Source organism: Bradyrhizobium sp. (assembly GCF_016462955.1).
Taxonomy (GTDB): Bacteria; Pseudomonadota; Alphaproteobacteria; order Rhizobiales; family Xanthobacteraceae; genus Bradyrhizobium.
Map to the genome: position 1 here is coordinate 1 of NZ_JAEMSD010000820.1, position 1,931 is coordinate 1,931.

At 63.0% G+C, this 1,931-nt stretch carries 1 protein-coding gene; it reads left to right on the forward strand.

Going from position 1 to position 1,931, the window contains the following annotated elements:
• Positions 1-105: 105 nt before the first annotated feature.
• Positions 106-1,584: an Asp-tRNA(Asn)/Glu-tRNA(Gln) amidotransferase subunit GatB gene (gatB, locus tag JHD07_RS38800; protein ID WP_291631836.1), complete on the forward strand. Its 1,479-nt coding sequence runs from the start codon at positions 106-108 to the stop codon at positions 1,582-1,584.
• Positions 1,585-1,931 lie beyond the last annotated feature (347 nt).

Sequence of the window (1,931 nt, forward strand, 5' to 3'; positions counted from 1 at the left end):
CGGCAACGCCGGCTACTGTTATCGCCAGGCCGGTCAGCCCACGGCAAAGGATTCATTGGAAGCGGAGTGGCAGCGGATCGCTGCCACGCTGCTCGGGAGCACGACATGAGCACGGCCACGCACAAGCTTCTCAAGGGCGCTACCGGTGACTGGGAGGTGGTGATCGGCATGGAGATCCACGCCCAGGTGACCTCCAACGCAAAACTGTTCTCGGGCGCCTCCACCGCGTTTGGCGGCGAGCCGAACAGCCATGTGTCGCTGGTCGACGTCGCGATGCCGGGCATGCTGCCCGTCATCAACGAGGAATGCGTCAGGCAGGCTGTCCGGACAGGGCTCGGTCTCAACGCGAAGATCAATCTGCGATCGGTGTTCGACCGCAAGAATTATTTCTATCCGGACCTGCCGCAGGGCTACCAGATCAGCCAGTACCAATCGCCGATCGTTGGCGAGGGCGAGGTGATAGTCGATCTCGACGGCGGCAAGACGGCCACGATCGGTATCGAGCGGCTGCATTTGGAGCAGGATCCCGGCAAGATGCTGCACGACCGGTCGCCGTCGCTGTCCTACATCGATTTCAACCGCTCTGGCGTGGCGCTGATGGAGATCGTCTCCAAGCCCGACATCCGCGACGCCGAGCAGGCCAAGGCCTATGTGACCAAGCTGCGCTCGATCATGCGCTATCTCGGCACCTGTGACGGCGACATGGAGAAGGGATCCTTGCGCGCCGACGTCAACGTGTCCGTGCGCCGGCCCGGCGCGCCGCTCGGCACCCGCTGCGAGATCAAGAACATGAACTCGATCGCCTTCATCGGCCAGGCGATCGAGTATGAAGCGCGGCGCCAGATCGAGATCCTGGAGGACGGCGGGCAGATCGAGCAGGAGACGCGCCGGTTCGATCCCAACAAGGGCGAGACACGCTCGATGCGGTCCAAGGAAGAGGCGCACGACTACCGCTACTTCCCCGATCCCGACCTCTTGCCGCTGGAGTTCAGCCAGGACTTCGTCGACGAGCTGAAAGCGAGTCTGCCGGAGCTGCCGGACCAGAAGAAGGCGCGCTTCGTCGCCGATTTCGGCCTGTCAGCCTATGACGCCAGCGTGCTGGTCGCCGAGCGCGAGAGCGCCGTGTTCTACGAGACGGTGCTCGAGAGGCTCGCGAACCGCGCGCGCGACGGCAAGATGGCGGCGAACTGGGTGATCAACGAGCTGTTCGGGCGGCTCAACAAGGAGGGGCGGGCTATTACGGACTCGCCCGTCGACGCCGAGCAGCTGGCTGCGATCATCGATCTGATCGGCGAGGGTACGATCTCGGGCAAGATCGCCAAGGATCTGTTCGAGATCGTCTGGCAGGAAGGCGGCGATCCCCGCGCGCTGGTCGAAAGTCGCGGCATGAAGCAGGTGACGGATCTTTCCGCGATCGAAAAGGTTGTCGACGACATCATCGCGGCCAATCCGGACAAGGCGGCGCAGGTCAAGGACAAGCCGCAGTCGCTCGGCTGGTTCGTCGGCCAGGTGATGAAGGCGTCCGGCGGCAAGGCGAACCCGCAGAGCGTCAACGACCTGCTCAAGTCCAAGCTCGGCGTCTGAACTTCACGTCTCGAGCGAGGTGACGGACACGCTTCGTCATCTCGCTGCCGGCTCTCGGTGCGACGCTCGCGCGCATCCTTCAATCGAAACTTCCTCCGATCGACAGCGTTGCGATGACCGAATCGCCGTCGCGCGATTCGCCGGAAACGGCCGCTTGAACACGCTCTGATGAGCGCTCGCGCCGTTAAGGATGAAAATATTTTCGTTGCCAAAAGTCGCGACTCAGAGTCCGCGAAGCGCTTTCGCGCGGCGACCGCGCGTTCTCGGATGCGCATCATCGCGACGGCCGCATGCGATGCGCGCGTGCGAAAAAATACTTGCTGCATAGTGTTTTTGTGCAATCGCAT